This window comes from Labedella phragmitis (assembly GCF_004078635.1).
Taxonomy (GTDB): Bacteria; Actinomycetota; Actinomycetes; order Actinomycetales; family Microbacteriaceae; genus Labedella; species Labedella phragmitis.
Genome location: NZ_RZNB01000001.1, coordinates 265,034 through 291,071, shown reverse-complemented (window position 1 = coordinate 291,071; position 26,038 = coordinate 265,034). Strand labels below are relative to the sequence as shown.

Sequence of the window (26,038 nt, the reverse complement as noted above, 5' to 3'; positions counted from 1 at the left end):
GGTCGCGCCTGCTTAGAATGATCGCGGCGTCCCCGACGCCCGATGCCATCGATCGAACGACAGCCGAGACGGACGCCACGTGAAACTCGTCATGACGCTCGTGGCCCGCGACGCGGAGGACGTGATCGCGCCGATGCTCGAGCATCACCTCGCCCAGGGGGTCGACCTGATCCTCGTCGCGGACGACGGCTCGGTCGACGGCACGCGCGCGATCGTCTCGAGCTACAGCGGAACCGGTCGCGTACTGCTCGCGGCCGACCCCGTCGAGAAGACACGCAGCGCCGTCGTCTCCCGTCTGGCGACCGCGGCGGCCGTCACTCACGGGGCCGACTGGGTGATGAACGCCGACGTCGGGGAGTTCTGGTTCGCCGCCGATCCGTCCCGCACGCTCGAGCGCGCTCTCGAGGACGTGCCCCGGTCGGTCGTGACCTTCGCCGTCCCGGTCCACGACCTCACCGGGACACCCGCGCGACGGGGCAGCGGCGTGCGCCGGTTGCGGTGGCGGGACGAGCGCAGCGCGCCGACGCTCTGGAGGCGCGCCGGGGTGGTCGCGGCGACGGAGCCCGCCGCGGTTCACGTCGGGGCGTCCTCCGTCTCGATCCGTGAGGGCTCCCGCCGCGTCTCGCTCACCCAGCGGGCCGAGCCGCCCCACGACTCTCGGCTCGAGGTGCTCCGGCTCCCGTGGCGGTCGTGGGAGCAGTACCGGAGCGAGATCGGGCGCGCCCGATCCGATGCCGCGAAGCCGCGGTGGGATGCCAGCGACACCGCGGCCCTCGACGACCGTCGCAACCGCGCCGAGCTCCTCGAACACTTCTACGTCTTCCGACACACGGTCTTCGACGGCGAACCGGTCGGCGCCTCGAGCGACGACATCGTGGCGGACGACCGTGTCGTCGACTCGCTCGCGGCGGTCCTGGCGTCGGGCTCCGCCGTGCGCCCCGATCTCCTCGAACGGGCTCTCGACGACTCCGACGACGAGCGCTACCGGTCCGCCGACTGGCGTGCGGCCGCAGCCGTCGCCCGACTCGTCATCCCGCTCGAGACGGCCTATCGCGACGACGCGCCCTCCTTGCGCGGTGCGCTGCAGGAGACGGGCCGCCGCTTGCGTGCCGTCCCGCCATCGGCCGTCGCGGCGGCCTCGCTGCAACGCGGGCGCTCACTCGTCGGGCGCATCCTCCGCCGACCGGGTGAGCCGAGGTGATCGTGTGAGTGCGCTCTCCTGGGCCGTCCCCACTTATCCCAAGCCCGACCGCGACGCCGTGGACGACGAGTCGGCGCACACCCTCGTCCTCTCCCGACCGGCCGTGACGCGCCACGGCACGGGACCGCTGCCGACCGTCGCGCGGTCGCCCAAGCGCTTCATCTCCGGCGCCGTCTACACATCGGCGGGCGAACTCGTGACCGCATCGCAACGCATCGGCGGCTTCGGCGGCGACCAGTACGTCTCCGCCGACCTCCCCCGCATTCCCCCGCGCCTTCCCGTGAGCCCCCTCGACCGCTTCGGCGGGGGCACGCCGTCGACGATGCTCGACGGGCTGTGGGCATACGGCGGGCACTGGATGGACCATTTCGGTCACTTCATCACCGAGACCCTCACGTCCGTGCCCACCGACCACGTGACCGACGAGGAAGTCCGCGGTCTCGTCATGCACCCGACCCTGCCGACCCGGCACGGCACGCCCGACGTGTGGAGGGACCGCCTCGCCGAACTCGCCGGACTGCCGGTCGCCCGCCATATCGTCGGCGGCGTCGACTGCTTCCCGGAACGACTCGTCGTCTCCCGCCGGCGCCTGTCCCTCAACGCGTTCGCCCGCCCCGGTGCGACCGTCCTGTGGGACCGCGTGACGAGGGCCGTCGTCCCGGATCCGCGCCCCGAGGACCGGGTCTTCTTCTCCCGTCGCCGATTCGAAGCCGACATGGCCGCCGCCGATCCGGAAGGCAGGAACAACCGCTCGGCGCTCGCTTGGGACCTCGACGCGCTCGAGGCGTCCTTCGAACGCGCCGGGTTCACCATCGTGCACCCGGAGACGATGAGCATCGACGAGCAGATCCGCACGGTCGCCAACGCCGCGGTGATCGCGGGCGGCAGCGGAACGGCCCTGCACCTCGCGGCGTTCGCGACCGCCGCGACGCGCGTCCTCGAACTCGGAGACATCCGGAGCGGCGCGAACCCCGTGCCCAACCAGCGCGTCGTATGCCGGGCGCGCGGCCAGGAGATGGCCTACATCGCGGCGGCTCCCGACTCCGAGCTGTCGCAGGACGAGCGCCTCGATCGCGCGTTCGCCGATCTGTTCTGAGCGGCAGCACGACCGCGCCGTGAACCGGCGTCGGGGGCTCGCGGGAGACTAGGGGGATGCACCTCGTCGTCCGTCGCCTCCCCGATCGCCGGGTGAGCGTCTCGAGGCTCGACGACACCGACGGGCTCTCCGGCGCGGAGACGGTCGACGCGCACGACTGGGCGGCCTTCGTGGCGCGCACCGAACGCGCGGAACCGAGCACACGGTGGGTGTGGGACGACACCGCGATCTGGTACCCGGAGCTGCTGCGAGCGGGCGTCCGGGTCGGTCGCTGCATCGATCTGCGACTCTGCCACGCGATCCTCCGGTCGTCAGTCGCCACGGCGTCCTCGGCGCTCGCCACCGCGCGGCCCGGGCCGTGGGACGTTCCCGTCGCGGCCCCACGCGATACCGACGTCGGCGCCCTCTTCGCCCTGGATGCGGAGCCCGGCGGCGGCGAGCGCGATCCCCTCGCGGAATTCGCCGCGCAGAGGGCGGCCGTCGCCGGGGCCACTCCGGACGCACGGTCCCGGCTGTCCTTGTTGATCGCCGCGGAGTCGGCCGGTGCTCTCATCGCCGCCGAGATGACGTTCGCGGGACTGCCGTGGGACGCGGAGCGACACGACGCCGTGCTCACCGAACTCCTCGGTCCCCGACCGGCACCGGGTGCCCGGCCCAGCCGGATGCAGGAGGCTCTCGCCGAGGTGGTGACGGCGCTCGACGTCACCCCGTTCTCCCCCGAGTCGCCCGGCGAACTCCTCCGTGCGCTCCAGAGCGCGGGGATCCCGGCGACGTCGACGCGGTCGTGGGAGCTCAAGCAGTTCGACCATCCCGCCATCGCGCCTCTGCTCCACTACAAGAAGATGGCGAGGTTGTTCACGGCGAACGGCTGGAACTGGCTCGACCAGTGGGTCGAGGACGGCCGCTTCCGCCCCACCTACGTGCCCGGCGGGGTCGTGACGGGTCGGTGGGCCTCGGACGGGGGCGGCGCGCTCCAGTTGCCGCACCAGGTACGACGAGCGGTCGTGCCCGACGACGGCTGGTCCTTCGTCGTGGCGGACGCGGCCCAGCTCGAGCCTCGCATCCTCGCCGCGCTCTCCGGCGACGCGGCCATGGCGGCCGCGGCGCGCGGCGTCGATCTGTACGACGGCATGGTCACCGCCGGCGCCGTCGACACCCGGGCGCACGCGAAGGTCGCCATGCTCGGGGCCATGTACGGGGCCACGACGGGAGAGAGCGGTCTGCTCCTCCCGCGACTCGCACGCGCGTACCCGCGCGCGATCGGTTTCGTCGAGGCGGCGGCGCGCGCCGGTGAGCGCGGCGAACGGGTGAGTACTCGGCTCGGGCGCAGCTCGCCGGTCCCGGGGCGTGGCTGGCGGGAACTGCAGGAACTCGCCGCGGGAGACGCCGCCACCGAGGCGATCGGACGTCGGGCTCGCACCGAGGCACGCAACTGGGGCCGGTTCACGCGCAACTTCGTGGTGCAGGGCTCCGCAGCCGAGTGGGCGCTGTGCTGGATGGCGTCACTGCGAACGCGGCTCACGCAGCTCGCCGACGGCACCCCCCTCACCGAGTCGGCACATCTCGTCTTCTTCCTGCACGACGAGATCGTCGTGCACTCCCCCATCGAGCAGGCGGATCGGGTGGCCCGGCTCGTCACGGAGAGCGCGGCGGAGGCGGGGCGGTTGATCTTCGGCGACGCTCCCGTCGACTTCCCCGTCACAGCCGCCGTCGTGTCGAGTTACGACCAGGCGAAGTGACCTGCGGCCGACGACGCGGCGCTCGCTTGTAGGCTGTGGCGATGCGGATCGTCGTCGCCCACGGATACCTCGCGGACCCCTCAAGGCACTGGTTCCCGTGGCTCGTGGAGCACTACGGCGCCGACACCGTCTCGGTGCTCGAGCTCCCGGACCCGGACGAGCCGGACCTCGAGCGCTGGGTGCACGCGGCGAGCGCCGGCATCGGCGACCTCGACGAGGAGACCGTCCTGCTCGGGCACTCGCTCGGGTGCGTCACGCTCCTCCACGTCCTCAATCGTCACGAGCAGCCCTGGCGACTCGGCGGTCTCGTCCTCGTATCCGGTTTCGTCGACCGGCTGCCGAACCTCCCGAAGCTCGATCCGTTCACGGAGGAGCCTCTCGACCTCGATCGTGTCCGCCGACAGACGCTGACCCGCCACGTGCTGCGGTCGGACGACGACGGCACCGTCGATCCGCCGTCGACCGATCGTCTGGCGGCGCTCGTCGATGCCCTCGTCACGGTCGTCCCGGGCGGCGGCCACTTCGTCGACCGACAGGGGCACCGTTCGCTCCCGGCACTGCTCCCGATCCTCGACCACCTCCTCGACCGCTGACCTGCGGCCCCCGTCGGCGGGCTCAGCGCGAGGCGAGGTGCGCCGCGAGCACGTCCTCGACGGTCGTCCACTCGCGATCCCCGTACCGGTCGTTGCGCACGTGCAGGAGCCGTCCCTGCCCGCTGAACATGCTCACGAAGTACTGCATGCCCTGCCACGCCGGGAACGTCTCGTCGGAGTCCTTCGAGAAGCGACGCATCGCCCCGCTCATCACGGAGAGCGAGCCCGTCGTGCCCGCCCACTGGAGGCGGAACGGCGTGCCGGTGAGCCGCGACATCATACGCGCGAGGTCCCGAGCCGTCACGCGGTCACCGGCGATCTCGACGACGCGTGGAGCGTTCACGTCGAGCGCGACGTGCGCCGTGGTCCATGCGACGTCGTCCTTCGTCGTGAAGTCGAGGATCTGGTCGGGCGACGACCAGTACAGCACCCGCTTGCCCCCGAACGCGATCATCGGCGCCTGCCCCGTGAGCATGTCCGTGAACGCGCCGCCGAGCACCGAGGTGGCGCGGATGTCCGCGGCGTCCACGTCGGCCGCGAACTCGCGTCGGAGCTCGAAGTTCCGGTTGCTGCCGATGGCGATGCGGCGGTAATCGGACGAGTAGTCGGAGGGGATGAACCGGGGGACGCCGGCCGCGACCGCGGCGGCGAGCAACGCGCGCTGGGCGTCGACGATCACGGGACGCACACCGCTGAGCGCGGAGACGACCGTCTCGGCACCCGCGGCTGCGGCTGCGAGCGCGGCCGGATCCGAGTACGCGGCTTCGACGATCTCGACCCTCTCGTCGTGTGCGCCCGTCCGCGCCGTTGTGCTCCCGGGACGGGAGAGGATCCGGACCTGCGTGTCGTGCAGCAGGAGTTCGCGGACGATGCGTCCGCCGAGGTCACCGGTGCCCCCGGCGACGAGGATGGTTGCGGTCATGGCTGGGGCTCGATTCGTGTGGGAACCGCCGGTGGCGGCTCGGGTAGGGGATCGGCGCAGCGCATCCGCCGTCGCCGGGAGCACGGGTCAGCGCTCGGCGGGTGGCGCGGTCGTCCCGCCGCGCTCGAACACCACGGGGAAGCAGCGGCTCTCGGGCTGCCCGCCGTCGAGCAACTCGACGACGGCGCGACCGGCCGCTGCACCCTTCTCCTGAGCCGGTTGCGAGACCGTCGTGAGGGGCATCGGCAACTCGTCGATGCGCACGCCGTCGAAGCCGACGACGCTCAGGTCCGCGGGGACGGACAGCCCGAGGTCCTGCGCCGCGAAGACCACTCCTGCAGCGAGCAGGTCGCTCTGCGCCATGATCGCGGTGGGCCGTGCGGAGGCCTCGACGTCGAGCAGCATGCGCCCGGCGGCCCGCCCGTCGGCGATCGTGCTGCCGCTCGCGATGATCCCCGGTGCGGCGGGGAAGACGTCCCGGGCGCCGTGGACCCGAGCCACTCCGGGACGCAGCGTCCCCGCCTCGAGCGCGGCATCGGTGAGGGGCGCGAGCTCGTCGCCGACGTCGAGGGCCAGCGTCACGAGTGCGACATCACGATGGCCGAGGTCGCGCAGGTGCTCGGCGAGCAGCCTCGTGCCGCCGCGGTTGTCGACGTCGATGTTCGCGACGCCCGCTGACGGTTCGCCCTCGATCGTGATGACGGGCACGCCCCTGCGGTGGAGGACCGCGATGGCCGCGGGCGAGGACACACCGCAACCCAGCAGCACGAGCGCGTCGATGGGGGCGGCCTCGAGCGAGACGCGATCCGTCTCGCGCGTCCGCTCGGACAGCAGCAGGAGACCCGTCCCGCCCTGACCCAGCTCCTCCGCGAGCCCGTCGAGCGTCTGGATGATGACGGGATCGCGGAACGACGTGCCGATCCGCTGCGGGATGAGCGCGCCGACGATTCCGCTCCGCCCGGTGCGGAGTGAGCGCGCGAGCGGATCGGGCCCCGTGTAGCCGAGCTCCTCGGCGGCCGCGAGCACGCGTGCCTTCGTCGCCTCCGCTACCGGGCCCTGACCGCTGAAGGCGATCGAGGCCGTGGAGGGCGAGACCCCCGCCCGCGCGGCGACGTCGGAAAGCGTCGCGCGCCCGTCCGCCTCGCCGTTGTCGCTGTGTCGGCCCATCGTCTCCCTGCCGTCCGGGTCGGGTCGGTCCCCTCGACGCCTTGACGCGTCCAGTCCGCCCGGGATAGCTTAGGCGGATTCGCCTCTCGAATCGATTCGATCCGCACATTCACGGGAAATTTGAACTTGTCATCACCACTGCGCACCAGCTCGTTCACCCGATCGGAACTCGTCGGGTGGCGGAACGCCATCTTCGTCCTGTTCGCCCTCTCCGGCCTGAGCATCGCGACGTGGGTGTCGCGGCTCCCCGCGATCCGTGACGGGCTCGGCCTCACGACGGGCAACGTCGGCGTCCTCATCTTCGGAATGTCGGCGGGTTCGATCCTCGGGCTGCTGCTGTCGGCGTGGCTCCTCAGCACGCTCGGCCCGCGACGCGGCATGGCACTGTCGATGATCCTCGTCGCGGTGGGCCTCGCGATCGTCGGCGTCGGAGCCGGCGTTCTCGTCTCGCCCGTCGTCGTGTTCATCGGTCTCGCGATCTTCGGGTACGGCAACGGCAGCGTCGACGTGATGATGAACGTCGAGGGTGCCGCGGTCGAGAAGGAGCTCGGCAAGACCGTGCTCCCGCTCATGCACGCCCTCTTCAGCGCGGGCACCGTCGCGGGTGCGGGGATCGGTGCGGCCGCGTCGGCCCTCTCGATCGACGTCACGTGGCACGCGATCGGGATGTCCGTCCTCCTCGTCGTGAGTGTGCTCGTCGCCGTGCGCTTCGTGCCGATCCGTCAGGACCTCGCGGCCGTCCAGCCGGAGAACGGGGCGCCGTTCCGGGAGCGCGTCCGCGAGAAGCTGCTCGTCTGGGCCGACCCGCGACTCGTCTTCATCGGCCTGATCATGCTCGGGATGGCGTTCGCCGAGGGCAGTGCCAACGACTGGCTGCCGATCGCCGTCGTCGACGGGCACGACCAGACCAACACGACCGGGGCGATCGTCTTCGGCGTCTTCGTCGGCGCGATGACCGTCGGACGCGTCGCCGGCGGTCCCCTCATCGATCGCTTCGACCGGGTCTCGGTGCTCCGCATCTCGGCCGCGACGGGCATCGTCGGTCTCGCCCTCTTCATCTTCTCGCCCGTCTTCCCTGTGGCGATCGTCGGCGCCGTGCTGTGGGGACTCGGATGCTCGCTCGGCTTCCCTGTCGGCATGTCGGCCGCCGCCGACGACCCCCGCCATGCCGCCGCGCGCGTGAGCGCCGTCGCGATGATCGGTTACTGCGCGTTCCTCGTGGGCCCTCCGCTCATCGGGATCGTCGCCGACCACGTGGGGATCCTGAACGCGTTGCTCATCGTCTTCGTCCTCATGATCGTCGCGGGACTGTCCTCGGGGGCGGCTCGCGAGCGCTCGGCCGCCGAGCAGTCGGCGGGCTGAGCGGGCGCGCCCCGTCCCTCCCTGCGCGGGCTAAACTCGCCGAGTGCGCCTCGTGATCGCGACCTGCTCGGTCGACTATGCCGGACGACTCACCGCTCATCTCCCTCTCGCGAAGCGGCTCCTGCTCGTGAAGGGGGACGGGAGTCTCCTCGTCCACTCCGACGGCGGCAGCTACAAGCCGCTCAACTGGATGAGCCCGCCGTGCACGCTCAGCATCATCGAGCCCGACGAGGTCCAGCGCTCGGCCGGTGTCTCCGAGGTGTGGAAGGTCACGCACACCAAGACGGCCGACATGCTCGTCGTCTCGATCCACGACATCGAGCACGACTCCGCGCACGATCTCGGTGTCGACCCGGGCCTCCAGAAGGACGGCGTGGAGGCGCACCTGCAGAAGCTCCTCGCCGAGCAGATCCACCTGCTGGGCGACGGGCACACCCTCGTGCGGCGCGAGTACATGACGGCGATCGGTCCCGTCGACATCCTCGCTCGGGACGCGTCGGGGGCGTCCGTCGCCGTCGAGCTCAAGCGTCGTGGGGACATCGACGGCGTCGAGCAGTTGACGCGTTACCTCGAGCTCATGAACCGGGACCCGCTGCTCGCTCCCGTCACGGGCGTGTTCGCGGCCCAGGAGATCAAGCCGCAAGCGCGCACCCTCGCCGAGGATCGCGGCATCCGCTGCCTCGTGCTCGACTACGACGCGATGCGCGGCATCGACGACGGCATCGCACGCCTGTTCTGATCGGATCCACTCGCGTATCGGACACCTGATCTGCCCGGTTGTCACACATCCGCGGTCGGAACGCGCTCACACCGCGGATATGCGTCCAGCAAGCGTCCGGAGAACATCGAGTTGTCACGAACCCGCCGTCCCGGCCGTCACCGAGCGGCGGTGCGGAGGCGCTCGTGTCGCCGATATGTGACGACTCGAACGGAACCCGGCGGGACACGAGCGTCGGCTACGATGCCCTGCGGGGCGCGACGAGGCGTCGCCCGGCGACCCGCCCGACCCCGCATCACCATCCCGAACGGACCACCATGACGACTCCCGACTCCGCAACGCTCGACTACGGCCAGACCCCGATCAGCCGCTCATGGTCGTGCATCCTGTTCGACCTCGACGGCACGATCACCGACTCGGCCCCCGGCATCGTGCACCGCCTGGCACTGACGCTCGCCGAGATGGGGGCGCCCGTGCCCTCGAACGCCGACCTGCTGCGATGGGTCGGTCCGCCCATCCTCGACTCGTTCCGCGACTTCGCGGGCTTCACGCCCGAACAGTCGGCGCAGGCCCTCGGCATCTACCGCCGTCTCGTCTCGGAGGTCGGCCCCTACAACGAGTCCGCCGTCTACCCCGGCATGGCCGGACTCATCCAGCGTCTGCACGAACGCGGCATCCCGCTCGCCGTCTCGAGCAGCAAGCCCGAGTCGCAGGTCGTCCCGATCCTCGACCACTTCGGGCTCTCCTCCTTCTTCACGGTCATCTGCGGAGCGAGCGACGACGAGACCCGCAGCGCGAAGGCCGACGTGGTCGCCGAGGCCCTGCGCCGGTTGCGCGAACTCGAGGTCGACACGAGCCGCATGGTCCTCGTCGGCGACCGCATCCATGACGTCGAGGGTGCTGCGGCCCACGGGATCCCCGCGATCATCGTGGAGTGGGGCTACGGCTCCCCCGCCGAGGCGGCCGACGCGATGGCCGTCGTCCACTCGACGGATCGGCTCGCGACGCTCCTCATCGGTTGAGGCCCGCCGGACGTTCCCCGAGGTCGAGACCGGTCGGCCGATAGACTCTGCGAGGATTTCCGCCACTCGAACGAAAGCCCTGGTCCCGCGACATGACGAACCTGAACCGCGAACTCGCGTCGATGACGAAGAAGGAACGCAAGGAGTTCCAGCGGGAGATCGCGCGGATCGAGCGCGAGCAGGAGCGCAAGCGACGCAAACGCCGCAAGATCACCGCGATCGTCATCACCGTCGTCGCGGTCCTCGCAGTGCTGGCCCTCGTCGCGTGGGCGATCCTCACGGCCGTCCGGTCCGCCAACCGCGGTCCGGACAACATGCTGAGCGACGGCATCGTGCTCACGGGTGACGGTTCCGCGATCACGGCGACGCAGACCGCGCCGCTCGAGTGGGGTGCCGAGCCCGTCGCGACCGAAGAGGGCATGGCCGAGAACCAGGTCAACATGCGCCTCTACGTGGACTACTCGGACGCCGACGCGGCCACCTTCTCGACGGCGAACCTCGAGCAGGTCCAGCAGTGGGTCACCGCCGGGTACGCGTCGCTCGAGGTGCACCCCGTCGCCCTGTCCGGCGACGGTTACGGACTGCGTGCCGCGAACGCCGCTGCGTGCGTCGCGTCCTTCGCGCCGGACGACTTCCTCACGGTGCACACGACGCTCATCGCGGAGCAGGCGGACGCGAGCGGCGGAACACCCACGAACGAGGACCTCGCGGCCCTCGTCGCCACTGCCGGCGCGACGATCGACGGCGTCGAGGAGTGCATCACGGACGGCCGCTTCACGGGCTGGGTCGAGGGCGCGACGGAACGCGCGACCACGGGCACGTTGCCGAACTCGAGCGCGACGCTCGAGTCGGGATCGCTCCTGCTCGTCAACGGCGAGGAGTACACCGGCGCGATCGACGACCCCGCCCAAGTGATCGCGTTCATCACACAGGTGCTCGCTCCCGCGGAGGGCGAGGGCATCGAGAGCGACGGCACCGAGGGCGACGGCACCGAGACGCCCGCGCCGACCGACGCGCCAACGCCGACCACGACCCCCACCCCCTGACGGACCGGATCCCGCGGTGGCCTCGCTTCACGTCGCCCGCTCCACACGAAGCGAGGCAGCCGTGAGGATCGTCGTCGCCATCGTCCGAGGTGCCGTCGCCGTGGCGATCGTCGCGGCCATCGTGGGTCAGCTCGTCACGAGCATCACCTTCTGGTCCACCGGGAAGCCCGACCTCCTCGGCACGACGCTCGGCAACTTCTTCAGCTTCTTCACGATCCAGTCGAACCTCGCCGCGGCCGTCACGCTCGCCATCGGCGCCGTGGTGGTCCTGAGGGAGCGGGGCCAGGACCCGCGCTGGTTCGCGATCCTGCTCACGAGCGTCACCACGTACATGGTGACGACGGGCATCGTCTACAACGTCCTGCTGCGGGGGATCGAGCTCGACTCCGGACTCACCCAGCCGTGGTCGAACGAGATCGTCCACGCCATAGCGCCCGCGTATCTCCTCATCGATCGGCTCGTCGCGCCGGGAGTCAGGGCGCTGCCCGCGAAGACGATCGGCGTCGTCGTGATCTTCCCGCTCGCGTGGGCGGCGTACACGCTCCTCCGTGCTCCGCTCGTGACGAGCCCCTCGACCGGCACGGCCGGGTGGTACCCCTACCCCTTCCTCGACCCGCGGCTCTCCGACAACGGCTACCTCTCGGTCGCCTTCTACGTCGTCCTCATCGCCATCGTGATCGCCGCCGTCGGCCTCGGCATCCTGTGGCTCTCACGGCGACGCGTGCACGCCTCTGCTCCCGAGCGGACCTGACCCGTCCAGCTGGCCCCACCCGACGCGCGGGTAGCGAGCCCGGACCCGTCAGCTGCGGTGCTCCGAGACGAGCACCGCGGCCGTGCCGGGCTCGAGGGCCTCGAACACGTGCGCGACATCGCCCGGATAGAGGACGTAGTCGCCCGGACCGATCTCGACGGCGTCGTCGGTCGGGCCCACGAGCGCGCGACCGACGCTGAGCACGACGTGCTCGAGAGTGCCAGGCAGGTGCGGCTCCGAGCGGCGGGGCTCGCCCGGTTGCGCCGTGATGAGGTAGATGTCGCGGCGCGTCTTCGCGGGCGACGCCGACAGGAGCGTCGCGATGTAGTCGGCGCTCTCCGACGACAGCGCCGGCCCCTCCCCCGCACGGATCACCTGAACCACCGGTTGCGGCGGATCGACGAGGAGCGAGAAGGGGACCTCGAGGGCTGAGCTCAGCGCCCACAGCGTCTCGATACTGGGATTGCCGGTTCCCGCCTCGAGCCCGGAGAGCGTCGATTTGGCGATGCCCGCGCGCCGGGCCACCTCGGCGAGGGAGAGTCCGATCCGGCGGCGTTCACGCTGGAGGGCGGCGGCGATGGCGGCGAGCGGTGCCCCGGCGTTCTCGGCCATGTGTTTGCCTCCTCCGAGGAGCGATCGTTCACTGAAGTGGCTTATCGTTCGACTTGACGAACACCTTACCAGCCGAGCACCATGACATCATGCTTGCTCTCTGGAGGGCGGTCGATCCGTCCACCGCCCGGTCGATCCTCGTCGTGTGCGCCGCCGACGGCATCGTCGGGTTCGCGTTCGGCGCGATCTCGATCGGCGCCGGCCTTCCGCTCTGGTTGCCGACACTCCTGTCCGTCGTCGTCTTCGCGGGAGCGTCCCAATTCCTCCTCGTGGGCGTGATCGCCTCGGGCGGATCGCTCCTCGCGGCCGTGGCCGCCGGCCTGCTCGTCAACGCCCGTCTGCTCCCCCTCGGCCTCGCCGTGGGTGACGCCGTGGGACGGGGGTGGTGGCGAACGCTCCTCGGCAGTCACCTCCTGACCGACGAGAGCGCTGCCTTCGCGCTCATCCAACCGCGTGGCGAGCATCGCCGAGCCGCCTTCTGGTTGTGCGGGGTCGCGCTCTTCCTCTGCTGGAACCTGGGGGTCGTGGCCGGGGCGGCCGTCGGGACGACGATCCCCGACACCGACGCCCTCGGACTCGATGCGGCGTTCCCCGCGATCATCCTCGCGCTCGTCCTGCCGATTCTCCGGTCGATCCGCGTGGGCCGAGCGGTCGCCGTGGGAGTCGTCGTCGCGCTCGTGACCTCGCCGTTCCTGCCCGCCGGGGTGCCTGTCCTGCTCGCCCTCCTCGGCGTGTTGGCAGGACTGCCGCCGCGGCGGTCGCCGGCCACGGTGATCGCTCCGACGGCGACGACGGACGGCACGACCGGCGTGACCGGCACGACCGAGTCCGAGACGGCTCGATGAGCGCCGTCACGATCGGCCTCCTCGTCGCCGCCGGCGCACTCGCGGTCGGGACGCTCGCACTGCGGCTCGTCGGCGTCCTCCTCCGGGCGCGCATCACGCCGTCCGACCGCGTTCAGGAACTCCTCGACACGGGAGTGGCGGTGCTCTTCTGTGCACTCATCGCGACAGCGACGCTCGTCGAGGCTCAGGAGTTCGTGGGCTGGGCCCGCCCGGCGGGCGTCGCGGTCGGCGGCCTGCTGGCGTGGCGTAAAGCCCCGTTCGTCGTGGTCGTCATCGCAGCGGCCGCCGTGGCCGCCGTCCTCCGACTCGTCGGCATCCCGTGAGCGGGAGCGGCTCGGACATCGGGCCGTGGCGGGAGCGCTCCTCCGCTGCTAGGTTCCGAGCACCATCACGATCGCGGCGACGAGGGAGACCGACATGACATCGATGAACGGGAGCGAGTTCGGCGGTCACCTGGGGTCCACCGCCGGACAGGTCCAGCCGAGCACGGGAGCCGCCGACGGCAGCGATCGGAGCGTCCGCGACACCCCCACGAGCAACCGACGGAACGCGGCGATCGCGGGCGTCGTCCTCGGCCTCATCCCCGTCCTCTCCATCGTCGGCCTCATCGTGAGCATCGTCGCCGCCCGCGGTCTTCGACGCGCGAACGAATCACCGACCCTCGCCGTCGTCGGCATCTGCGTGAGCGCCGCCGTCTTCATCACGACCGTGGTCGTCGCCCTCCTCCGGATCGCCTGAGGCCCCGGCACATCGAAGCGCCCAGGAGCGTCACGAGGAGCCGGCAGCCGACGATCGGCGAGCGCGTCAGGAACGGAAGAGTCCGCTGTAGGCGTTGAGGGCGAGCTGGCCCCCGAGGTGTGCGTAGAGCACCGTGCTCGAGGCCGGGATGTCCCGCGACTGCACGAGATCGATGAGGCCGGCGAGCGACTTCCCCTCGTAGACCGGGTCGGTGATCATCGCCTCGAGTTCGGCTCCCAGTCGCATCGCCTCCATCGTCGACTGCACGGGGATGCCGTAGAGGTCGCCGGCCCAGCCCTCGAGCACGGTGATCTCGTCGTCGCGGAGGTCACGACCGAGGCCAATGAGCTCCGCGGTGTTGCGTGCGATGCGCTCGACCTGCGCGCGGGTCTTCTCGAGCGTCGCGGAGGCGTCGATGCCGATGACGCGACGCGGCCGCTCCTGGCCGGCGAAACCCGCGATCATGCCGGCGTGCGTCGAACCCGTGACGGTGCACACGATGATGGTGTCGAAGAAGACGCCGAGCTCGCGCTCCTGCTGTTCGACCTCGGCCGCCCAGTTCGCGAAACCGAGGCCGCCGAGCTTGTGGTCCGACGCGCCCGCCGGGATCGCGTAGGGCGTTCCGCCGTCGGCGACGACTTCGTCGATCGCCTGCTGCCAGCTCGAGCGGATGCCGATGTCGAATCCGGCCGAGTCGAGCGTGACCTTCGCGCCCATCATGCGGGAGAGCTGGATGTTGCCCACGCGGTCGCTCAGCGGGTCGGGCCACTCGACCCAGTTCTCCTGCACGAGACGCGCCTTGAGACCGAGCTTCGCTGCGACGGCGGCGACCTGACGCGTGTGGTTCGACTGGTAGCCGCCGATCGAGACGAGCGTGTCAGCTCCCTGGGCGAGTGCGTCCGGGACGAGGTATTCGAGCTTGCGCGTCTTGTTGCCGCCGAAGGCGAGCCCGCTGCTGACGTCTTCCCGCTTAGCCCAGATCTGAGCTCCACCGAGGTGCTGACTGAGCCGCGGCAAGTGGTGAACGGGGCTCGGGCCGAAGGTGAGCGGGTAGCGGGGGAAGTCGGAGAGCGGCATGGATTCCTCGTCGATGGAGTGGTGGGGGAACGACGCGGGGGATTCCCGCACATCCAATATATTGCACGTCGACTGGTACTCTCGACACATGCCCGTGCCCTCCGCGAGCGCCGTCCACGTGCGCTCACTCCTCCGCGATGACGTCTACCTCTCCCTCCGCGAGGCGATCGTCGACGGCACCTTCGCTCCCGGCGAGCGTCTGCGCGACAGCGAACTCGAGTCCTGGCTCGGCGTCAGCCGCACCCCGATCCGTGAAGCCCTGCTGCGCCTCTCGCGCGCCGGCCTCGTGATCGCCCGGCCGGGCCGCGCCACGATCGTGTCGCCCCTCGACGACCCGGCGACCCTGCACGCCCAGCAGGTCGCCTCGGCGATGCACGAACTCGCCGCACGCCTCGCCGTGCCGCTCGTGTCCGAGGAGGACGTCGACGCGATGGCCGCCGCGAACGAGCGCTTCGCGACCGCACTCGAGGCCGACGATGCCGATGCGGCCCTCGCCGCGGACGATGCGTTCCACGCCGTGTTCGTCGAGCGCAGCGGCAACACGATGCTCGCGGACGTGCTCGAACAGACCACCCCCCTCATCCGCCGTGTCGAGCGGGTGCGCTTCGCTTCCCTCGCCGCGCGCGAATCGGTCGGCCAGCACCGCGCCATCGTCGAGCGCACCCGGGCCGGCGACGCGGAAGGCGCGGCCGCCCTCGCGCGAGAGAACTGGCTCACCCTCGCCCGCACTCTCGGCGACTGATGTCCACCGTCGTGCTCTAGGCGGTGACGCGGCGCGCGCCTACCCTGAGCGCATGGGAGAGATCATCCTGACAGCGGCCCTCGTGGTGCTCATCATCGTCGGACTCGTCTTCGTCGCCGTCGTTCTCGTCCGGCCCCTCATCGGCCGCCGACCGGATGACGACGGGCACGACGACCAGCTGCGAGCGGGAACGGATCCCGGCACCGACATCGGGACCGCGACGGACCGTGCGACCGGGACGACGGCGTGGATGCGTCCGGGAGGCGGCGGCGTCTGAGCCGAGAGGCCGACGCCGGAAACGACGAAGGCACCGATCGTCTCCGATCGGTGCCCGTGTCTCGTTACCTGTGTATCGTGTGCGCGAGGGGGGACTTGAACCCCCACGCCCTTGCGGGCACTGGCACCTGAAGCCAGCGCGTCTGCCAATTCCGCCACTCGCGCGAGTCATGATGCGCACGCGCACCACCGCAGCGAGATTAGCACGCGCGGAGGGACGGGGCCATTCGACGGGACGAGCGGTCGGCCCCGTCCATGCGCCGACCCGTCGATGGCGCCATTCCGGAACGGTCACGAGCGTCGACAGGCTCCAGTCGAACGCATCCGACACCGGGCACGAGCCACTCCCCGGGCGACCGGGGAGGCGTTCAGGGGCGTTTCCAGGGGCTCCCACTAACATGTGGGTAGCCGTCACACCACTTCAGGAGCATCGTGGGCATTCTGGACAACTTCGAGAAGGGCTTGGAGCGCGCCGTCAATGGGGCGTTTGCCAAGGCCTTCCGTTCCGGGCTGCAACCGGTCGAGATCACGAGCGCTTTGAAGCGGGAGATGGACACGAAGGCCGCCGTCGTCAGCCGCGAACGCATCCTCTCCCCCAATTCCTTCCGCGTCGTCATGTCGGTCACCGATCATCGGCGCATGACCGCGATCGGTCCGGCGCTCATCGACGAGCTCACCGCGCTCGTCCAGAAGCACGCGACCTCGCAGGGCTACCAGTTCGCCGGCGGCATCCAGATCGTGCTCGAGGCGGAACCCTCGATGAGCGACGGCATGCTGCGCGTGGATTCCCAGAACACGAAGAGCCGGGTAGCGTGGACGCCCGTGCTCGACATCGGCGGCAAGCGGTACCCCATCACGAAGGCGCGCACCGTGATCGGTCGCGGACGCGACGCCGACATCACGGTCGACGACTCCGGCACGAGCCGTCGACACGTGGAGATCCTGTGGGACGGCGAGCGCGCCGCCGCGCGCGACCTCGGCTCGACCAACGGCTCGACCATGAACGGCGAGCGCTTCAGCGAGGTCGCCCTCTCCCCCGACTCGTCGATCCAGATCGGTCGCACCCGCATCGTCTTCCGCGTGCTCGCCCAGGCCGAGCCGACGGCCCCGATCCGCCGGATGGACGACGCGACGGCGCGTCACGACGGTTTCTGGGGGCCCAGCGCGTGAGTGAACTCACCCTCCTCGTTCTCCGTTTCGGTTTCCTGATCCTCCTGTGGTTCTTCGTGCTCGGCGTGGTCTACGCGCTGCGCGCCGATCTCTTCGGACGAGGCAACCGCAAGCCCGCCTCGGCGAGTGGAGCATCCGCAGCCGCAAGCCCCGCGCCTGCACCCACGCCGACGCGCCCCCCGGCCGCCCCGTCGTCGCCGACCGCCCCGACGGCGGCCGTCAACCGTACGCGCGGCGGTTTCGCCACCGCTGCGAACGCCCGCCGCCTCGTCATCACGCAGGGTCCTCGTGAAGGCCAGGAGATCCCGCTCGGCAGCGGTCCGATCACGATCGGCCGCTCCGCCGACTCGAGCCTCGTCTTCCGCGACGACTACACCTCGACGCACCATGCGCGGTTGCTGAAGTGGAACGAGGAGTGGATGATCCAGGACCTCGGCTCCACCAACGGAACGTTCCTCGACGGCAAGCGCATCGGCTCCCCCACCCAGGTCCCCCTGCACACCCCGATCAAGGTCGGCCAGACGGTGTTCGAACTGCGAGGCTGACCCCGATGGAGTACACGGCCGACAGTGCCGCGGTCTCCCACGTGGGGAAGGTCCGCTCGAACAACCAGGATTCCGCCTACATCGGGAACCACCTCTTCGTCGTCGCCGACGGCATGGGCGGTCACGCCGGCGGAGACGTGGCGAGCGCGATCGCGCTCCAGCGCATCCTCAAGGCCGACACCGAGTACTCGACGATCGAGGAGGCGCAGTCCGCTCTCCAGAGTGCGATCGCCGCGGCCAACGGCGAGCTCGCCGAGACGGTCTTCGAGCACCCGGAACTCACCGGAATGGGGACGACGGTCGACGCGATCTCCATCGTCGGCGACCAGGTCGTCATCGCCCACATCGGCGACTCCCGCATCTACCTCTACCGCGACGGCGAACTCAGCCAGATCACGACCGACCACACGTTCGTGCAGCGGCTCGTCGACTCGGGGCGCATCACGCCGGACGAAGCGCGGGTGCACCCGCGGCGCTCCGTCCTGATGCGGGTGCTCGGCGACGTCGACTCCGCTCCCGAGGTCGACACCTTCGCGATGACGACGAAGCCCGGCGATCGGTGGCTGCTGTGCTCCGACGGTCTCTCCGACTTCGTCGACGACGCCGACATCGAGAAGATCCTCGCCGAGCGCGTCTCGGCCAAGGCGACGGGTGACCGGCTCGTCAAGCTGACCCTCGACCACGGCGCTCCAGACAACGTCACCGCCGTCATCCTCGACATCGGCGAGACGCTCCCGGAGCGCAAGCCCGTCATCGTGGGCTCGGCCTCGAAGCCGTTGTCCTTCAGCGAGGTCGCGCCGAAGCAGCGCACGGGCCTCATCCCGGCCATGCTGCACTCCGTCCGGCCCTCGCCCGCCAACCCGTCGCACTTCGAGTCGGACGCCGAGGACTATCTCGAGGAGCTCATCGAGGAGGACGCCAGACGCGCCAAGCGTCGTCGGCTCGCGTGGCTCGCGGGAATCGTCGTCATCATCCTCGCGATCGGGCTCGCCCTGCTCGGCGCCTACTCCTGGACCCAGACGCGCTACTACCTCGGGTCGGACGACGACACCGTCGTGATCTTCCAGGGCATCCAGCAGAGCGTCGGACCGATCTCGCTCTCCTCGGAGTTCGAGGACACCGGCATCCCGCTCTCCCTGCTCAACGTCTACGACCGGCAGCGGATCGAACAGACGGTCGGACCCGAGGGCCTCGCCGAGATCCGCGAGACGGTCGAGCGGATCAAGTCGCGCTCCGGACTCGGGGGCGGATCATGACCACGCCCAAGATCGTCGCGGACACGAGCGTCATCAAGACGATGCGGAAGCTCCGCATCCCGCAGACGGAACGCAACCGCGAACTCTCCCTGCTCGTCCTCGCGTTCATCGTCAACATCGTGATGGTCCTCCTCGTCCAGCTCGGAGCGACCGGCGCGATCGACACGACGCTCGTCTCGCTCACGGCGACCCTCGCGGCGCTCGTCCTCGGTCTCCACGTCTGTCTCCGCTACGTCGCGCCGAAGGCCGACCCGTTGCTCCTCCCGATCGTCTCGGTGCTGAACGGCATCGGCGTCGCGATGATCTACCGTCTCGACATCGCCGAGGGCTACACGGGGTGGGACGCCTTCTCGACGCGACAGATCGTGTGGAGCGCGATCGCGATCATCGCCGCGATCACCGTGATCCTCGTCGTCCGGAACCACCGCGTGCTCTTCCGGTACACCTACGTCTTCGGCTTCTCGGCCTTCGTCCTCCTGCTCCTGCCGCTCATCCCGGGCCTCGGCAGGCGCGTCAACGGCGCCCAGGTCTGGATCGGCATCGGCGACGTCCTGACCTTCCAGCCCGGAGAGGTCGCGAAGATCGCGCTGGCGATCTTCTTCGCCGGTTACCTCGTGCGCACGCGCGACTCGCTCTCCCTCGTCGGCAGGCGCTTCCTCGGGATCCAGTTCCCCCGGCTCCGCGACCTCGGCCCGATCGTCGTCGTCTGGGCGCTCTCGATGGGGGTCATCGTGTTCCAGCGCGACCTCGGTACCGCGCTCCTCTACTTCGGCATGTTCACCGTCATGATCTACGTCGCGACGGGCCGGCTCAGCTGGGTCCTCATCGGCCTCGGTCTCTTCGGCGGCGGTGCGGCGATCGCGAGCCAGTCGCTCACGTACGTGAATGGGCGCTTCAACAACTGGCTCGACGCCTTCAGTCAGGAGGTCTACGACGCGCAAGGCGGCAGCTTCCAGCTCCTGCAGGGCATCTTCGGGCTCGCGCACGGTGGACTCGTCGGCACGGGGCTCGGCCAGGGCCGGCCCGCCATCACTCCTCTCGCCGAGAGCGACTACATCATCGCGAGCCTCGGCGAGGAGCTCGGCCTCGCGGGCCTCTTCGCGATCCTGGCGCTCTACCTCGTGTTCGTCGGTCGCGGCATCCGCGTCGGCTTCATGGACGGCGACGACTTCGGCAAGCTCTTGTCGCTCGGTCTCGCGTTCACGGTCGCCCTGCAGGTCTTCATCATGGTCGGCGGCGTCACTCGCGTGATCCCCCTCACCGGTCTCACGACGCCGTTCCTCGCCGCTGGAGGGTCGTCGCTCGTCGCGAACTGGATCATCGTCGCTCTGCTGCTGCGCGTGAGCGACAGCGCGAAACCGGCTCGGAACACGGAGGTGAGCGCGTGAACAAGGAATTGCGGCGCGTGAGCGTCGTCGTCGTCGCGATGTTCGCTGCGCTGTTCATGTCCACGAGCGTCATCACGGTGTTCCAGGCAGACTCGCTCGCCGCAGACCCCCGCAACTCTCGCACGCTGTACGACAGCTACCGCACGGAACGCGGTCCGATCCTCGCGGGCAGCGAGGTCATCGCGCAATCGGTCGCGACGGGCGACCGGTTCGCCTTCCAGCGCCAGTACCCGGAGGCCGAGCTCTACGCGGCGGTCACGGGCTACTTCAATCCCACGCAGGGCTCGTCCGGCATCGAACGCTCGATGAACGATCTCTTGAGCGGCACCTCGAACCTGCAGTTCCTCGACGAGATCAACCGCATCATCTCGGGACAGCCGCCCAAGGGCGCAGCCGTCCAGGTCACGGTCGACCCGGCCGTGCAGCGAGCGGCGTTCGACGCACTCGGGGACATGTCGGGATCGGTCGTCGCCATCGAGCCCGCCACGGGACGCATCCTCGCCATGGTCTCGACGCCCACGTACGACCCGAACGCTCTCGCGGGCACCGACACGCAAGCGGTCATCGGCAACTACAACGCCCTGCTCGAGGACGAGGGCGACCCGCTCATCAACCGGGGCATCGCCGGCGACCTGAACCCTCCGGGCTCGACGTTCAAGCTCGTCGTCGCGACCGCGGCCTTCGAGTCGGGCGAGTACGCCCCCGAGACCCAGCTCCCGAACCCCGCATCGCTCACACTGCCCGGCACGAACACCCCCGTGTTCAACTCCGGTCGGGGTCAGTGCGGCGGTGGCGGTGACACGGTCTCGATCGCCGACGCCATCCGGTACAGCTGCAACATCCCCTTCGCCGAGCTCGGGCTGCGCCTCGGCGACGACGCCATTCGGGAGACGGCCGAGCGCTACGGCTTCAACGAGAGCCTCTCGATTCCGCTCTCCGTCGAGTCGAGCGTCTACCCGCAGGTCCTCGACACCCCGCAGACGGGCCTCAGCTCGTTCGGCCAGTCCGACGTCCGCGCCACTCCGCTCCAGATGGCGATGGTCTCGGCGGGCATCGCCAACGACGGCGAACTCATGACTCCCGGCCTCGTCGACGAGGTCACCGGACGCAATCTCGAGCCGCTCCAGACCTTCGAGCCGAGCGTGCTGCGGACGACGTCGACGCCCGAGACGGCGGAGTCGATCACACAGGCCATGATCGCGAGCGTCTCCAGCGGCGCGGCGACCAATGCGAGAATAGACGGGGTCAGCGTCGCCGGGAAGACGGGCACGGCCGAGAACGGTACCGGCGACCCCTACACACTGTGGTTCACAGGTTTCGCGCCGGCGGAGGATCCTCAGGTCGCCGTGGCGGTTGTCATCGAAGACGGTGGCGGACGAGGTCAAGACGGAAGCGGAAACGCGTTGGCGGCTCCGGTCGCGAAGAAGGTACTAGAGGCGGTGCTGAACGAATGAGACCCATGTCAGGGGTGACCTTCGGAGGTCGATACGAGCTCGAGTCGCGTATCGCCATCGGAGGGATGGGCGAGGTCTGGAAGGCGACGGACCAGGTCATCGGGCGCACCGTCGCGATCAAGATCCTCAAGGACGAGTACATGGGGGACCCCGGGTTCCTCGAGCGGTTCCGCGCCGAAGCGCGCCACGCCGCACTCGTCAACCACGAGGGCATCGCGAACGTCTACGACTACGGCGAGGAGAACGGCTCCGCCTACCTCGTGATGGAACTCGTCCCCGGCGAAGCCCTCTCGACGATCCTCGAGCGCGAGCAGGTCCTCTCGACCGATCGCGTGCTCGACATCACCGCGCAGACCGCGCTCGCTCTGCAGGCGGCCCACGCCGCCGGTCTCGTGCACCGCGACATCAAGCCCGGCAACCTGCTCATCACGCCGGACGGCCGGGTCAAGATCACCGACTTCGGCATCGCGCGCATCGCCGACCAGGTGCCGCTCACGGCGACCGGTCAGGTGATGGGCACGGTCCAGTACCTGTCCCCCGAGCAGGCGTCTGGCCACCCGGCGTCGCCGACGACCGACATCTACTCGCTCGGCATCGTCGCCTACGAGAGCCTCGCGGGCAAGCGCCCCTTCACGGGCGAATCGCAAGTCGCCATCGCGATGGCCCAGATCAACGAGGCTCCGCCGGAGCTTCCCGTCACGGTGCCCGAGCCCGTGCGCAACCTCGTCTTCAGCATGATCGCGAAGAGCCCGGCCGAACGCCCGGCCACAGCCGCTCACGTCGCGCGCGCCGCTCAAGCGCTCCGCCGGGGAGACATCGCCACCGCGACGGTAGCGGTATCCGCGATCGCCGACGGGGTCGACATCACGGCCTCGACGAAGCTCATGGGAGCGGCCGCTCCGGCGGACGACGCCACGATGCTCCTGACCGGGGCCGGCGGACCGACGCCGACGGCCCCCGTCCCGCTCGCGGACGACGAGCAGGAGGGCGAGAAGAAGAAGCGGTCCCGCTGGACGTGGCCACTCGTGGCGCTCGTCCTGCTCCTCCTCGTCGTGCTGGTCGCGTCGCTCTGGCCGCTCATCGCGCCGACGAACGACGACGCGGCGACGCCCACCCCGTCGGCCTCGCAGTCGACGCCCTCGCAGCCGGCACCGACGCCGAGCGAGACCGAACCTGAGACGGTCACGATCAACGAGGCGGACTTCATCGGACTGTCCTACTCGGACGCCGCCGCCGAGGTCGCGCGGCTCGGCCTCGTCCCGGAGAAGGAGACCGGCGCCGCAGCGGCGGCCGCCGACCAGGTGGACACGGTCTCGGGCGTGAGCCCGCGCGGCAACGTGGATATCGGCTCCACGATCACCCTCACCGTCTACGGTCCGCTGCCGAGCGTTCCGGCTCCGAGCGCGTCGCCGACGATCGCCGACTGCAGCACGAGCCCGTGCGAGGTCGAGGCCGGCGAGACCTACACGCTCACGTGGTCGGCCTTCTCCCAGTGCCCGTCCGGCACGTCGGTCTCCGGCTACACCGTCAACATCCAGGGCGGAACGACCGAGGCCGAAGGCGGCTTCGTCACGGGTACGCAAGCTCTCGTGACCATCGACGCCGACGCGACGAGCGTGATCTTCAGCTACACCGTGACGTGCGGCAGCGCGACGTCGCCGTCCTCCCCCTCCACGTCCGCCACGGTCGTGCAGCCCGACAACGGCGGAGAGGGTGACGGCGAAGGCGACGGCACCGAGGGCGGCGGCAACGGGAACGGCAACGGGAACGGCAACGGCAACGGCGGAGAGGGCGACGGAGCCGGACAAGAGAGATGATCCCTCTCGGTTAGGATTGCGGGGGTGGCCGAACGCCACGCGAGGGAGATGAGTGGTGACTGACGGACGACGCCTTTTCGCGGGGCGCTATCTCGTCGGCGACGTCATCGGCCGCGGCGGCATGGCGAACGTCTACCGGGGCGAGGACACGAAGCTCGGCCGCACTGTCGCCATCAAGGTCCTCAAGCCACAGCTCGCCTCCGACCCGGCGTTCCGCACCCGCTTCCGCCAGGAGGCGCAGGCCGCCTCACGCATGGCCCATCCCACGATCGTCCGTGTCTACGACGCCGGCGAGGAGATGGTCACCCGTGCGGACGGCGAGGTCGTCACCGAACCGTTCATCGTCATGGAGTTCGTCGAGGGCCGCCTCCTCAAGGACATGATCGCGGAGGGCCCCCTCGGCTCGAAGCAGGCGACGGACATCACCGAGGGCATCCTCACGGCCCTCGAGTACTCGCACCGTGCCGGCGTCGTGCACCGCGACATCAAGCCGGGCAACGTCATGATCACGCCGGACGACAAGGTCAAGGTCATGGATTTCGGCATCGCACGAGCGGTGAGCGACTCCTCCTCGACCGTCGCCCAGACGACGGCCATCCTCGGCACCGCCTCGTACTTCTCGCCCGAGCAGGCCAAAGGCGAGACCGTCGACGCGCGCACCGACCTCTACTCCACGGGTGTCGTGCTCTTCGAGATGCTCACGGGCCGCACCCCGTTCCGCGGCGAGACGGCCGTCTCGGTCGCCTACCAGCACGTGAGCGAGACCCCGGTACGGCCGTCCTCGGTCAACCCGGACGTGTCGCCGGCCCTCGACGAGGTCGTGCTCCGCGCTCTCGGCAAGGGCCGCTTCGACCGGTACCAGACGGCTCCGGAGTTCATGGAGGAGCTCGAGCTCGCCGCGGCCGGCCACCTGCCGCGGCGTCGCGTCGTCGACGACGAAGCAACGGCCCTCTTCGGCGTCGCCCCCACGGCGGGCGAGCAGACCGCACACGCTCTGCGCCAGCTCACGAGCGACGACACCGTCACGCGTACGCAGCGCCGCCCGCCCGTCGTGTGGATCTGGGCCGGGGTGCTCGTGGTCGCGGTCGTCGTGGTCGCGGTCGTCGTGTGGGTGCTGAGCCTCAACAACGACGTCGACATCCCCACGACCGGCCGCGTCATCCCCGAGCTGTCGGACACGACGTGGGAATCGGCTCAAGAGACGCTCACGGGTCTCGATCTCGTTCCCACGCGCGTCGACGAGGCGTCGAGCGAGGTCGAGGAGGGATCGGTGATCCGCACGGATCCTCCCGCAACGACGTCGGTCGACCCCGAGAGCACCGTCCGGGTGTACGTGTCGACGGGCGCGGAGCAGGTGACGGTCCCCGACCTGTCGGGTCTCGACCAGGGCGCGGCGACCGCGGCGCTCGAGGAGGCGGGACTCGAGCTCGGCACCATCACCGACCAGAACTCCCCCAGCATTCGGGCGGGCATCGTCATGGGCGCGTCCCCGGCCTCGAACACCGATGTCGACACCGGGTCGACCGTCGACCTCGTGCTGTCGAACGGCAAGGTCACCATCACGGACGTCACGGGTCAGACGATGAGCATCGCACGCCAGTTGCTCGAGGACCCGGACATCGGTCTCACCGTGAGTCCCGTCGCGGACTCCACGTGTCCGGCCGAGCCCGGCGAGATCGTCCAGTCCCAATCACTCGCCCCCGGTGAGGTCGACCAGAACTCCACGATCGAGCTCACCTACTGCACGGGAGCCGTCGACGACGGCACCGGTGGTGGCGACGGTGACGGCGGCGGCGAGGAAGAGAACCCCGAGGGCTGACACCCTCCCCGCTTCGACGATCTCAGCGGCCGCGCCTCGATCAGAGGCGGACGAGCGGGCTGAGCGACTTCGCGGCGTCCTTCGCGGCGGGCAGTCCAGCCGACGCGAGCCAGTTGCCGATCATGAGGTACCCGCCTTCGGTGAGCACGCTCTCCGGGTGGAACTGCACCCCGACGATCGGGGCGTCGGCGTGCCGGAGCCCCATGATCACGCCGCCGGTCGTCCGGCTCGTGACCCTGAGGTCCTCGGGGACCGTCCCGTCGACCACGGCGAGCGAGTGGTACCGCGTCGCCGTGAAGGGCTGGGGTACGCCGTCGTAGAACGCGTCGTCGTCGTGCGTCACGTGCGAGGTCTTGCCGTGCATGAGCTCTTCGGCGTTCGTCACGGTGGCGCCGAACGCCTCGGCGATCGCCTGATGTCCGAGGCAGACTCCGAGGAGCGGAGTACGGGACGAGAAGGCCGCGTTCACGACGGGGATCGAGACCCCGGCCTCCGACGGCTTGCCAGGTCCCGGCGAGACGAGCACGGCGTCGTACTCGCCGATCCGCTCTGCCGCGTCCTCCACGGCGAAGGAGTCGTTCCGCACGACCTCGGTCTCCGCGCCGAGCTGACGGAGATACCCGTTCAGCGTGTAGACGAAGCTGTCGTAGTTGTCGACGACGAGGACTCGCGTCATGTCGGT

Annotated in this window: 26 protein-coding genes and 1 tRNA gene; 21 read left to right on the top strand and 6 right to left on the bottom strand. The window is 70.0% G+C overall.

Annotation, left to right across the window (positions count from 1 at the left end; genetic code table 11):
- The first annotated feature begins 79 nt into the window (after positions 1-79).
- From ELQ90_RS01495 to ELQ90_RS01475, 4 genes are read left to right on the top strand one after another with little or no spacing between them, the layout of a single operon-like run.
- A complete protein-coding gene (locus tag ELQ90_RS01495; protein WP_128493494.1) occupies positions 80-1,201 on the top strand; it encodes a glycosyltransferase family 2 protein in 1,122 nt (373 codons plus the stop codon).
- 4 nt (positions 1,202-1,205) lie between these two features.
- Entirely contained in the window at positions 1,206-2,297 is a 1,092-nt protein-coding gene (locus tag ELQ90_RS01485; RefSeq protein ID WP_166408764.1) for a glycosyltransferase family 61 protein, read from the top strand.
- 56 nt (positions 2,298-2,353) lie between these two features.
- Positions 2,354-4,036 (top strand): bifunctional 3'-5' exonuclease/DNA polymerase, encoded by a 1,683-nt coding sequence (locus tag ELQ90_RS01480; RefSeq protein ID WP_128493491.1) that lies wholly within the window; start codon positions 2,354-2,356, stop codon positions 4,034-4,036.
- Positions 4,037-4,077: 41 nt separating this feature from the next.
- On the top strand, positions 4,078-4,629 hold the full coding sequence (locus tag ELQ90_RS01475) for an RBBP9/YdeN family alpha/beta hydrolase (protein ID WP_128493490.1): 552 nt from the start codon (positions 4,078-4,080) through the stop codon (positions 4,627-4,629).
- Positions 4,630-4,651: 22 nt separating this feature from the next.
- Here ELQ90_RS01475 and ELQ90_RS01470 read toward each other — a convergent pair whose 3' ends face one another.
- Complete coding sequence (locus ELQ90_RS01470) at positions 4,652-5,551, bottom strand: NmrA family NAD(P)-binding protein (RefSeq protein ID WP_128493489.1); 900 nt, start codon at positions 5,549-5,551, stop codon at positions 4,652-4,654.
- Positions 5,552-5,638: 87 nt separating this feature from the next.
- A complete protein-coding gene (locus ELQ90_RS01465) occupies positions 5,639-6,718 on the bottom strand; it encodes a LacI family DNA-binding transcriptional regulator (RefSeq protein WP_128493488.1) in 1,080 nt (359 codons plus the stop codon).
- Between the two features lie 126 nt (positions 6,719-6,844).
- Between ELQ90_RS01465 and ELQ90_RS01460 the strand changes: the two genes are divergently transcribed.
- The 5 genes from ELQ90_RS01460 (at position 6,845) to ELQ90_RS01440 (ending at position 11,617) form a co-directional block, all read left to right on the top strand.
- The gene (locus tag ELQ90_RS01460; RefSeq protein WP_128493487.1) at positions 6,845-8,080 is read left to right on the top strand and encodes an MFS transporter; all 1,236 of its coding nucleotides are present in this window, start codon (positions 6,845-6,847) and stop codon (positions 8,078-8,080) included.
- 43 nt (positions 8,081-8,123) lie between these two features.
- Positions 8,124-8,819 (top strand): endonuclease NucS, encoded by a 696-nt coding sequence (gene nucS / locus ELQ90_RS01455; protein WP_128493486.1) that lies wholly within the window; start codon positions 8,124-8,126, stop codon positions 8,817-8,819.
- 296 nt (positions 8,820-9,115) lie between these two features.
- Positions 9,116-9,820, top strand: coding sequence for an HAD hydrolase-like protein (locus tag ELQ90_RS01450; RefSeq protein ID WP_128493485.1), 705 nt, complete (start codon positions 9,116-9,118; stop codon positions 9,818-9,820).
- Between the two features lie 92 nt (positions 9,821-9,912).
- On the top strand, positions 9,913-10,866 hold the full coding sequence (locus ELQ90_RS01445; RefSeq protein ID WP_128493484.1) for a thioredoxin domain-containing protein: 954 nt from the start codon (positions 9,913-9,915) through the stop codon (positions 10,864-10,866).
- A 61-nt stretch (positions 10,867-10,927) separates the two neighbouring features.
- Positions 10,928-11,617 carry a Pr6Pr family membrane protein gene (locus tag ELQ90_RS01440; protein ID WP_128493483.1) on the top strand — a complete coding sequence of 230 codons (690 nt, stop codon included), beginning with the start codon at positions 10,928-10,930 and terminating at the stop codon, positions 11,615-11,617.
- A gap of 48 nt (positions 11,618-11,665) precedes the next feature.
- Here ELQ90_RS01440 and ELQ90_RS01435 read toward each other — a convergent pair whose 3' ends face one another.
- Positions 11,666-12,229, bottom strand: coding sequence for a helix-turn-helix domain-containing protein (locus tag ELQ90_RS01435; RefSeq protein ID WP_128493482.1), 564 nt, complete (start codon positions 12,227-12,229; stop codon positions 11,666-11,668).
- Positions 12,230-12,318: 89 nt separating this feature from the next.
- Here ELQ90_RS01435 and ELQ90_RS01430 point away from each other — a divergent pair, with 89 nt between their 5' ends.
- From ELQ90_RS01430 to ELQ90_RS01420, 3 genes are all read left to right on the top strand, one after another.
- Positions 12,319-13,074 (top strand): AzlC family ABC transporter permease, encoded by a 756-nt coding sequence (locus tag ELQ90_RS01430; RefSeq protein ID WP_128493481.1) that lies wholly within the window; start codon positions 12,319-12,321, stop codon positions 13,072-13,074.
- On the top strand, positions 13,071-13,397 hold the full coding sequence (locus ELQ90_RS01425) for an AzlD domain-containing protein (protein ID WP_128493480.1): 327 nt from the start codon (positions 13,071-13,073) through the stop codon (positions 13,395-13,397). Before ELQ90_RS01430 ends, ELQ90_RS01425 begins: the two co-directional genes overlap by 4 nt.
- A gap of 94 nt (positions 13,398-13,491) precedes the next feature.
- The gene (locus ELQ90_RS01420) at positions 13,492-13,812 is read left to right on the top strand and encodes a hypothetical protein (RefSeq protein ID WP_128493479.1); all 321 of its coding nucleotides are present in this window, start codon (positions 13,492-13,494) and stop codon (positions 13,810-13,812) included.
- Between the two features lie 66 nt (positions 13,813-13,878).
- Here the strand turns inward: ELQ90_RS01420 and ELQ90_RS01415 are convergent, their stop codons facing one another.
- Positions 13,879-14,889 (bottom strand): 1-aminocyclopropane-1-carboxylate deaminase, encoded by a 1,011-nt coding sequence (locus ELQ90_RS01415; protein WP_128494089.1) that lies wholly within the window; start codon positions 14,887-14,889, stop codon positions 13,879-13,881.
- An 88-nt stretch (positions 14,890-14,977) separates the two neighbouring features.
- Here ELQ90_RS01415 and ELQ90_RS01410 point away from each other — a divergent pair, with 88 nt between their 5' ends.
- Positions 14,978-15,631, top strand: a complete 654-nt coding sequence (locus tag ELQ90_RS01410) for a GntR family transcriptional regulator (protein ID WP_128493478.1) — start codon at positions 14,978-14,980, stop codon at positions 15,629-15,631.
- A gap of 52 nt (positions 15,632-15,683) precedes the next feature.
- A complete protein-coding gene (locus ELQ90_RS01405; protein ID WP_128493477.1) occupies positions 15,684-15,908 on the top strand; it encodes a hypothetical protein in 225 nt (74 codons plus the stop codon).
- A gap of 80 nt (positions 15,909-15,988) precedes the next feature.
- Here ELQ90_RS01405 and ELQ90_RS01400 read toward each other — a convergent pair.
- Positions 15,989-16,072 (bottom strand) — tRNA-Leu (locus ELQ90_RS01400).
- 267 nt (positions 16,073-16,339) lie between these two features.
- Between ELQ90_RS01400 and ELQ90_RS01395 the strand changes: the two genes are divergently transcribed.
- Genes ELQ90_RS01395 through pknB form a run of 7 tightly spaced genes read left to right on the top strand, consistent with a single transcriptional unit; the run spans position 16,340 to position 25,356 of the window.
- Positions 16,340-17,077 (top strand): FhaA domain-containing protein, encoded by a 738-nt coding sequence (locus ELQ90_RS01395; RefSeq protein ID WP_128493476.1) that lies wholly within the window; start codon positions 16,340-16,342, stop codon positions 17,075-17,077.
- Complete coding sequence (locus ELQ90_RS01390; protein WP_166408762.1) at positions 17,074-17,622, top strand: FHA domain-containing protein FhaB/FipA; 549 nt, start codon at positions 17,074-17,076, stop codon at positions 17,620-17,622. The genes ELQ90_RS01395 and ELQ90_RS01390 overlap by 4 nt, the downstream gene beginning before the upstream one ends.
- 5 nt (positions 17,623-17,627) lie before the next feature.
- Complete coding sequence (locus ELQ90_RS01385) at positions 17,628-18,878, top strand: Stp1/IreP family PP2C-type Ser/Thr phosphatase (protein ID WP_128493474.1); 1,251 nt, start codon at positions 17,628-17,630, stop codon at positions 18,876-18,878.
- Positions 18,875-20,266, top strand: coding sequence for an FtsW/RodA/SpoVE family cell cycle protein (locus ELQ90_RS01380; RefSeq protein WP_128493473.1), 1,392 nt, complete (start codon positions 18,875-18,877; stop codon positions 20,264-20,266). The genes ELQ90_RS01385 and ELQ90_RS01380 overlap by 4 nt, the downstream gene beginning before the upstream one ends.
- A complete protein-coding gene (locus ELQ90_RS01375; RefSeq protein ID WP_128493472.1) occupies positions 20,263-21,720 on the top strand; it encodes a peptidoglycan D,D-transpeptidase FtsI family protein in 1,458 nt (485 codons plus the stop codon). The genes ELQ90_RS01380 and ELQ90_RS01375 overlap by 4 nt, the downstream gene beginning before the upstream one ends.
- Positions 21,717-23,537 carry a protein kinase domain-containing protein gene (locus ELQ90_RS01370; protein ID WP_128493471.1) on the top strand — a complete coding sequence of 607 codons (1,821 nt, stop codon included), beginning with the start codon at positions 21,717-21,719 and terminating at the stop codon, positions 23,535-23,537. Before ELQ90_RS01375 ends, ELQ90_RS01370 begins: the two co-directional genes overlap by 4 nt.
- 55 nt (positions 23,538-23,592) lie before the next feature.
- A complete protein-coding gene (pknB, locus tag ELQ90_RS01365; protein WP_128493470.1) occupies positions 23,593-25,356 on the top strand; it encodes a Stk1 family PASTA domain-containing Ser/Thr kinase in 1,764 nt (587 codons plus the stop codon).
- Between the two features lie 40 nt (positions 25,357-25,396).
- Here the strand turns inward: pknB and ELQ90_RS01360 are convergent, their stop codons facing one another.
- Positions 25,397-26,032 carry an anthranilate synthase component II gene (locus ELQ90_RS01360; protein ID WP_128493469.1) on the bottom strand — a complete coding sequence of 212 codons (636 nt, stop codon included), beginning with the start codon at positions 26,030-26,032 and terminating at the stop codon, positions 25,397-25,399.
- Positions 26,033-26,038 lie beyond the last annotated feature (6 nt).

What these genes read in the sequence shown, in the direction of transcription:
- ELQ90_RS01480 (WP_128493491.1), top strand. Translation starts at nt 2,354, where the DNA reads ATGCACCTCGTCGTCCGTCGCCTCCCCGATCGCCGGGTGAGCGTCTCG.
- ELQ90_RS01475 (WP_128493490.1), top strand. Translation starts at nt 4,078, where the DNA reads ATGCGGATCGTCGTCGCCCACGGATACCTCGCGGACCCCTCAAGGCAC.
- ELQ90_RS01470 (WP_128493489.1), bottom strand. Translation starts at nt 5,551, where the DNA reads ATGACCGCAACCATCCTCGTCGCCGGGGGCACCGGTGACCTCGGCGGA.
- ELQ90_RS01465 (WP_128493488.1), bottom strand. Translation starts at nt 6,718, where the DNA reads ATGGGCCGACACAGCGACAACGGCGAGGCGGACGGGCGCGCGACGCTT.
- ELQ90_RS01450 (WP_128493485.1), top strand. Translation starts at nt 9,116, where the DNA reads ATGACGACTCCCGACTCCGCAACGCTCGACTACGGCCAGACCCCGATC.
- ELQ90_RS01445 (WP_128493484.1), top strand. Translation starts at nt 9,913, where the DNA reads ATGACGAACCTGAACCGCGAACTCGCGTCGATGACGAAGAAGGAACGC.
- ELQ90_RS01435 (WP_128493482.1), bottom strand. Translation starts at nt 12,229, where the DNA reads ATGGCCGAGAACGCCGGGGCACCGCTCGCCGCCATCGCCGCCGCCCTC.
- ELQ90_RS01430 (WP_128493481.1), top strand. Translation starts at nt 12,319, where the DNA reads ATGCTTGCTCTCTGGAGGGCGGTCGATCCGTCCACCGCCCGGTCGATC.
- ELQ90_RS01425 (WP_128493480.1), top strand. Translation starts at nt 13,071, where the DNA reads ATGAGCGCCGTCACGATCGGCCTCCTCGTCGCCGCCGGCGCACTCGCG.
- ELQ90_RS01420 (WP_128493479.1), top strand. Translation starts at nt 13,492, where the DNA reads ATGACATCGATGAACGGGAGCGAGTTCGGCGGTCACCTGGGGTCCACC.
- ELQ90_RS01415 (WP_128494089.1), bottom strand. Translation starts at nt 14,889, where the DNA reads ATGCCGCTCTCCGACTTCCCCCGCTACCCGCTCACCTTCGGCCCGAGC.
- ELQ90_RS01410 (WP_128493478.1), top strand. Translation starts at nt 14,978, where the DNA reads ATGCCCGTGCCCTCCGCGAGCGCCGTCCACGTGCGCTCACTCCTCCGC.
- ELQ90_RS01405 (WP_128493477.1), top strand. Translation starts at nt 15,684, where the DNA reads ATGGGAGAGATCATCCTGACAGCGGCCCTCGTGGTGCTCATCATCGTC.
- ELQ90_RS01385 (WP_128493474.1), top strand. Translation starts at nt 17,628, where the DNA reads ATGGAGTACACGGCCGACAGTGCCGCGGTCTCCCACGTGGGGAAGGTC.
- ELQ90_RS01380 (WP_128493473.1), top strand. Translation starts at nt 18,875, where the DNA reads ATGACCACGCCCAAGATCGTCGCGGACACGAGCGTCATCAAGACGATG.
- ELQ90_RS01370 (WP_128493471.1), top strand. Translation starts at nt 21,717, where the DNA reads ATGAGACCCATGTCAGGGGTGACCTTCGGAGGTCGATACGAGCTCGAG.
- ELQ90_RS01360 (WP_128493469.1), bottom strand. Translation starts at nt 26,032, where the DNA reads ATGACGCGAGTCCTCGTCGTCGACAACTACGACAGCTTCGTCTACACG.